At 58.2% G+C, this 5,063-nt stretch carries 7 protein-coding genes and 1 pseudogene; 5 read left to right on the top strand and 3 right to left on the bottom strand.

All coding sequences use genetic code 11. From position 1 onward, the window contains the following. Positions 1–118: 118 nt before the first annotated feature. Positions 119–325 (top strand): annotated as a pseudogene (locus P9A16_RS35315) (DUF6481 family protein); the annotation flags it as partial. 97 nt (positions 326–422) lie between these two features. Further along, positions 423–698: a hypothetical protein gene (locus P9A16_RS35310; protein ID WP_130520334.1), complete on the top strand. Its 276-nt coding sequence runs from the start codon at positions 423–425 to the stop codon at positions 696–698. A gap of 375 nt (positions 699–1,073) precedes the next feature. On the opposite strand, the gene groL is transcribed toward P9A16_RS35310, so the two are convergent. Together groL and P9A16_RS35300 are read right to left on the bottom strand one after the other, a co-directional pair. Continuing rightward, on the bottom strand, positions 1,074–2,702 hold the full coding sequence (groL, locus tag P9A16_RS35305; RefSeq protein ID WP_130520332.1) for a chaperonin GroEL: 1,629 nt from the start codon (positions 2,700–2,702) through the stop codon (positions 1,074–1,076). 52 nt (positions 2,703–2,754) lie between these two features. Then, the gene (locus P9A16_RS35300) at positions 2,755–3,069 is read right to left on the bottom strand and encodes a co-chaperone GroES (protein ID WP_130520419.1); all 315 of its coding nucleotides are present in this window, start codon (positions 3,067–3,069) and stop codon (positions 2,755–2,757) included. 282 nt (positions 3,070–3,351) lie between these two features. Between P9A16_RS35300 and P9A16_RS35295 the strand changes: the two genes are divergently transcribed. The 3 genes from P9A16_RS35295 to P9A16_RS35285 all read left to right on the top strand — a co-directional run bounded on the left by P9A16_RS35295 (position 3,352) and on the right by P9A16_RS35285 (position 4,625). Continuing rightward, positions 3,352–3,624: an usg protein gene (locus P9A16_RS35295; protein WP_130520330.1), complete on the top strand. Its 273-nt coding sequence runs from the start codon at positions 3,352–3,354 to the stop codon at positions 3,622–3,624. Between the two features lie 151 nt (positions 3,625–3,775). Next, positions 3,776–4,252, top strand: coding sequence for an Hsp20 family protein (locus P9A16_RS35290; RefSeq protein ID WP_130520328.1), 477 nt, complete (start codon positions 3,776–3,778; stop codon positions 4,250–4,252). 73 nt (positions 4,253–4,325) lie between these two features. Next, the gene (locus P9A16_RS35285; protein WP_272790535.1) at positions 4,326–4,625 is read left to right on the top strand and encodes a DUF982 domain-containing protein; all 300 of its coding nucleotides are present in this window, start codon (positions 4,326–4,328) and stop codon (positions 4,623–4,625) included. 27 nt (positions 4,626–4,652) lie between these two features. Here P9A16_RS35285 and P9A16_RS35280 read toward each other — a convergent pair whose 3' ends face one another. After that, complete coding sequence (locus P9A16_RS35280; protein WP_272790536.1) at positions 4,653–4,913, bottom strand: hypothetical protein; 261 nt, start codon at positions 4,911–4,913, stop codon at positions 4,653–4,655. Positions 4,914–5,063 lie beyond the last annotated feature (150 nt).

Here is a 5,063-nt window from a genome sequence, read left to right as displayed (position 1 = left end):
TCGAACGAACTGACAACAATCACTGCCTGCAGACCCCTTGAAACAGGGGGCGAGATCGTCCCGGAATCCGGGGGCGCAATCATCTCGGAACAAGGGGGCGGCTTCATCGGAATCGGCACGGGAACGACTGAAAATCGAGGAGCGCACCCGCCTCGAAACTCTTGCCACGCAAAAGCAGGCAGCCATCGAGGCAGCCGCCGCAGCCGAGATTGAGGCGCGACAGTCCGCTGAAAACGCTCGGATATCGCGTGTCCTTGAAGATGAGGCCGCTCGCAAGGCCGAACGCGACCGACGTTACGCCGCCCGGAAGGCCCGGCAGGCTTAACGTCCAAGCGCCCGCTTTCCAATGGAGGCGGCCGTGGAATAGATCAAGGCGTGATATACAGTCGCGCTCGAACTTACTCATTCCTTGGGAGCCTTTGATGGCACCGAACACGAACGAACTGCAGGCCATCAATACGGCCTGGCAGATAGCGATCCAGGAAATCCTGCGCATGGTCATCCGTGACATGTACCATGGTGCGGGTGAAGCAGCCTTCAGCGCCCATATAAAGCGGATCGAAGAAGCGGCCGTCGACAGCATCCAGACCGACTTGAGGCTTCGCGGAACCAGCGAGTGGACCGAAATGCTGGTCAAGGAACGGGCAAGCAATTTCGTGACGACGCTGCTGACCTCCTTTACCTACGATCGTGCCTGAACACGATAGACGGTCATCCGAACCGCCGGTCTTTATACGCTACCGTACCTGAACTTTTCTTGTGGTCTGCGAGGCTGCTATGTAAGGCTCCTGCCTAAATCACTCCAACGCCGCGATAAGCCAAGCGGTCGGCATGGATGAACACAGCACAGAACGCCTCGCGCCATCGTAGAGTTCTCCTTCGACGCAATCATCGGTAATATCTTTCAGGCACAATCGTACGCTGGAAGAAGGCCGCCGAACGCATGTTCGGCTACTGGGAAGCCGAGGTGGTCGCATCCACGCTATCGCCCGAATTCTATCTTGAGTGAACAGACAGCGTAAAAATGCCGGGACTGGTCCGCCCTTGTGCAGGACGGACCAGCGGTGTGTCGCTTAGAAATCCATGCCTGCGCTACCGGGGAGGGCAGGAGCGGTTTCCTTTTTGGGCTTCTCGGCGATCATCGCTTCCGTCGTTACGAGCAGGCCTGCTACGGACGCGGCATCCTGAAGCGCGGTGCGGACGACCTTCGCCGGATCGATCACCCCCTGAGCATATAGGTCGCCGTACTCACCGGTTTGCGCATTCCAGCCGAACGAAAGATCGGCCTTCTCGCGCAGCTTGCCGACGATGACGGAGCCTTCCGCACCGGCATTTTCGGCGATCTGCCGAACGGGCGCCTCAATGGCCCGGCGGATGATATCGATACCGACCCGCTGGTCCTGATTGGCCGCCTGGATGGTGTCGAGCGCCTTCACCGCCCGCAACAGCGCAACGCCGCCGCCGGGTAGGATGCCTTCCTCGACAGCCGCGCGGGTTGCATGCAGTGCGTCGTCTACACGATCCTTCTTTTCCTTCACCTCGACCTCCGTGGAGCCGCCGACGCGGATAACGGCGACGCCGCCCGCCAGCTTCGCGAGGCGCTCCTGCAGCTTCTCACGGTCGTAGTCCGAGGTCGTTTCTTCAATTTGCGCGCGGATCTGGGCGACACGTCCGTCGATCTCCGCCTTCGAGCCGACACCATCGATGATGGTGGTATTCTCCTTCTCGATGGCGACCTTCTTGGCGCGACCAAGCATATTCAAGGTGACGTTTTCCAGTTTGATGCCCAGGTCTTCCGACACAACAGTCCCGCCGGTCAGAATGGCGATGTCCTCGAGCATTGCCTTGCGGCGATCACCAAATCCCGGTGCCTTCACGGCTGCGATCTTTAGACCGCCGCGGAGCTTGTTGACGACGAGCGTCGCGAGCGCTTCACCTTCCACATCCTCCGCGATGATCAACAGCGGTTTTCCCGACTGGACGACCGCTTCCAGGACTGGAAGCATTGCCTGAAGGTTCGACAGCTTCTTCTCATGAATGAGAATGTAGGGTTCTTCGAGTTCGACACGCATTTTGTCCTGATTGGTCACAAAATACGGGCTGAGATAGCCGCGATCGAACTGCATGCCTTCGACCACTTCGAGTTCGGTGTCCGCGGTCTTTGCCTCCTCGACCGTAATGACGCCCTCATTGCCGACCTTTTCCATGGCTTGCGCGAGATAACGGCCAATTTCCTCATCGCCGTTCGCGGAAATGGTTCCGACCTGCGCGATCTCCGAGTTGCTTGTGATCTTGCGCGCATTCTTCTTGAGATCTTTCACCACGGCATCGACGGCGAGATCGATGCCGCGTTTCAGGTCCATGGGGTTCATACCGGAAGCAACCGCCTTGGCGCCTTCCTTGACGATGGCCTGGGCGAGCACAGTTGCGGTCGTCGTGCCATCGCCAGCGAGATCATTGGTTTTCGAGGCGACCTCGCGCAGCATCTGCGCGCCCATGTTCTCGAACTTGTCCTCAAGCTCGATTTCCTTGGCGACCGACACCCCATCCTTGGTGATGCGCGGCGCGCCGTAGGACTTGTCGATCACGACATTGCGCCCCTTGGGGCCAAGGGTCACTTTCACAGCATTTGCTAGCACATCGACCCCACGCAGCATGCGTTCACGGGCGTCGGTGCTGAACTTGACGTCTTTGGCAGCCATTTCTTTAACTCCTCAATAGGCAGCTTGTGACTGGTTGGATGGGTGGGACCGCTCAGGCGGCTTTCTTCTGTTCGGCTCGGCCCTTGAGGATGCCCATGACATCGCTTTCCTTCATGATCAGCAGATCCTCGCCGGCGATCTTGATCTCCGTGCCAGACCACTTGCCGAAGAGGATGCGGTCACCGACTTTGACGTCGAGCGGCTGAACCTGCCCGGCGTCGTTGCGCGCGCCCGGGCCGACGGCGATCACCTCGCCCTCTTGCGGCTTTTCCTTGGCAGTGTCGGGAATGATGATCCCGCCCTTGGTCTTTTCATCAGATTCAACCCTGCGAACGAGAATGCGATCGTGAAGCGGTCGGAACGACATGTTTTCCTCCAATGGACAAACAGTGATGACGATGTTCACCCGGAGCCGGACCGGATGACCGGTCCGGGCGGGTACAGGACCTCTCATGAGCGCCCTGCGCGCAAAAATCTGGATTGTCGATTTTCTCATTTCAAGAGGCTGGCCGAAAAAAATCAGCACTCGTCGGAAGTGGCTGCTAAAATACTGTAATGCTACGATAAAATCGAATTTGAACAATGAAATTTGTTGATGATCGTGAATGATGGCGGCATCATTCCGGGGTCGAACAACGGAGATGAAAGCATGCGGTTTGCATCAGATCTCGAGCGCCAGCTCCAAGGCTACGGCCTGACAACTGCGCATATCCTTTATCGCATTCCCGACTTCGAATCCGTTCTCCAGGCCTATGTCTGGCAGGACTACGATCTCGCACCGGACTTTCCCGAAATGCGCAAATTTCTCGACTTCTGGCAGACGTCGCTGGATGGGCCGCTGCACTCGGTGCGCTACACCCATCGGCGCCTGATCGGCGCGAACGAATGGCGGCGCGTCGAGGGCGAGTTCAGGCTGCATTGAACTGGTCTGAAAAAAATTCGGATGAGGCCCTTGAAGATCGACTAGGCAAAAACCAGATCGATTGCCGCCAGCCGCTGGATCAGGGCTGGCCTTGCTGGGAGCGCCGTCTTTCGGCGCCCCGTATCCATGTTGCTTCAAGGAGGATATGGTTATGGCAACATCCTACGATTATGCGCCGCTCTTTCGGTCGAGCATCGGCTTTGACCGTGTGTTTAACCTGCTGGAAAATGCGCAGCGTGCACGCTCAATCAGCGACTGGCCCCCTTACGACATCGTCAAGACCGGCGATGACAGCTATCGGATTGCGATTGCCGTCGCGGGGTTCGCGCGAGACGATCTCGACATAACCTTTCAGTCGAACCTGCTTACTGTAACCGGCAGGAAACAGGATGCGTCGGCGGAGGGCTACCTGCATCGCGGCATCGCGTCCCGGCCATTCGAGCATCGCTTCGAGCTTGCGGACCATGTGAGGGTCGATAGTGCAGACCTGAATAACGGTCTCCTCTCGATCGGACTTGTCCGCGAGATTCCCGAGGAGATGAAGCCGCGCAAGATTTCGATCGAGAGCGCGCCTGCGCTCGGAAAACTTGGTTCTCCCGCACAGATCGAGGGCCAGAAGGCCGCGTAAGAAGTGAACGATGCGACAACGGGTGCCGGTGGAGCGGCGCCCAACGGCATGACGGGTTGGGAAGGAGGACGATATGAAACCCGATGTGTTTAAGAGACCTGTCCAAATACTCGTTGGTCTCGGCTTTCCAATGGAAATCCGGACTGCGGCCGAGGCCTACAGACATTTGGTCGATCGGCCTCACCTGAACAAGGATGCCTCGTACACGATAGCGCTGAACGCATGCCGCGCAGCAATGCGGGGGGAGGTGGAGGTGGAGATCGCTCGCGGTCTCTATGCTGCATTTGCCGAGAAACACGACCTCTTGGTACCCTCGGGTGACCCTGTCATCGCGCACCGACGACGGCGTGACCGCGGTCCTCATATTCGATGAGGTGCGGATGCCCGATATCCCCATGCCTTACCGGATCATCGACGGATCGGGTCGAAACGCCTTGGATATAGGCCCCTTGGGGTGACCGCCGTTAGGTCTTTTTTCGGCAACCTGGCGGGCCGAGCAACCTCGGACATAGCCGCCGGTACGAAGGTTCGAACTGCGCGGCGCGATGGTGCCCGCCCGTATTTCCAGCCCGCGATCGCGAAGCCGATGATCTCGCGCCGCAAAATCAGCTTCGGCGCTCTTCCGATCGAGTGATCGCAGGTTCATCATGTCGTCAGTCATCGATGTTGTTCCTCAGCTTGCTCATGAGCAACTAGCCCGAATAATTCACGAGGGGTTGGCGGATATGGTTCAAACCGTTGAAATGACGTAGGATTTGGTTGCTTACGCCGATCCGTGCCGTTTCCGGAGACCACACCCGCCATGAATGAT

The sequence above is a fragment of the Shinella sp. 838 genome (assembly GCF_029623935.1).
GTDB lineage: Bacteria > Pseudomonadota > Alphaproteobacteria > Rhizobiales > Rhizobiaceae > Shinella.
The sequence above is the reverse complement of the archived record's forward strand: the minus strand, read 5'-3'. Positions and strand labels throughout refer to the sequence as shown.

Bases quoted from the DNA above. Each gene is read 5' to 3' on its own strand.
- P9A16_RS35290 (WP_130520328.1), top strand. From the start codon at position 3,776: ATGGCAACATCCTACGATTATGCGCCGCTCTTTCGGTCGAGCATCGGC.
- P9A16_RS35300 (WP_130520419.1), bottom strand. From the start codon at position 3,069: ATGTCGTTCCGACCGCTTCACGATCGCATTCTCGTTCGCAGGGTTGAA.
- P9A16_RS35295 (WP_130520330.1), top strand. From the start codon at position 3,352: ATGCGGTTTGCATCAGATCTCGAGCGCCAGCTCCAAGGCTACGGCCTG.
- P9A16_RS35280 (WP_272790536.1), bottom strand. From the start codon at position 4,913: ATGACTGACGACATGATGAACCTGCGATCACTCGATCGGAAGAGCGCC.
- P9A16_RS35285 (WP_272790535.1), top strand. From the start codon at position 4,326: ATGAAACCCGATGTGTTTAAGAGACCTGTCCAAATACTCGTTGGTCTC.
- P9A16_RS35310 (WP_130520334.1), top strand. From the start codon at position 423: ATGGCACCGAACACGAACGAACTGCAGGCCATCAATACGGCCTGGCAG.
- groL (WP_130520332.1), bottom strand. From the start codon at position 2,702: ATGGCTGCCAAAGACGTCAAGTTCAGCACCGACGCCCGTGAACGCATG.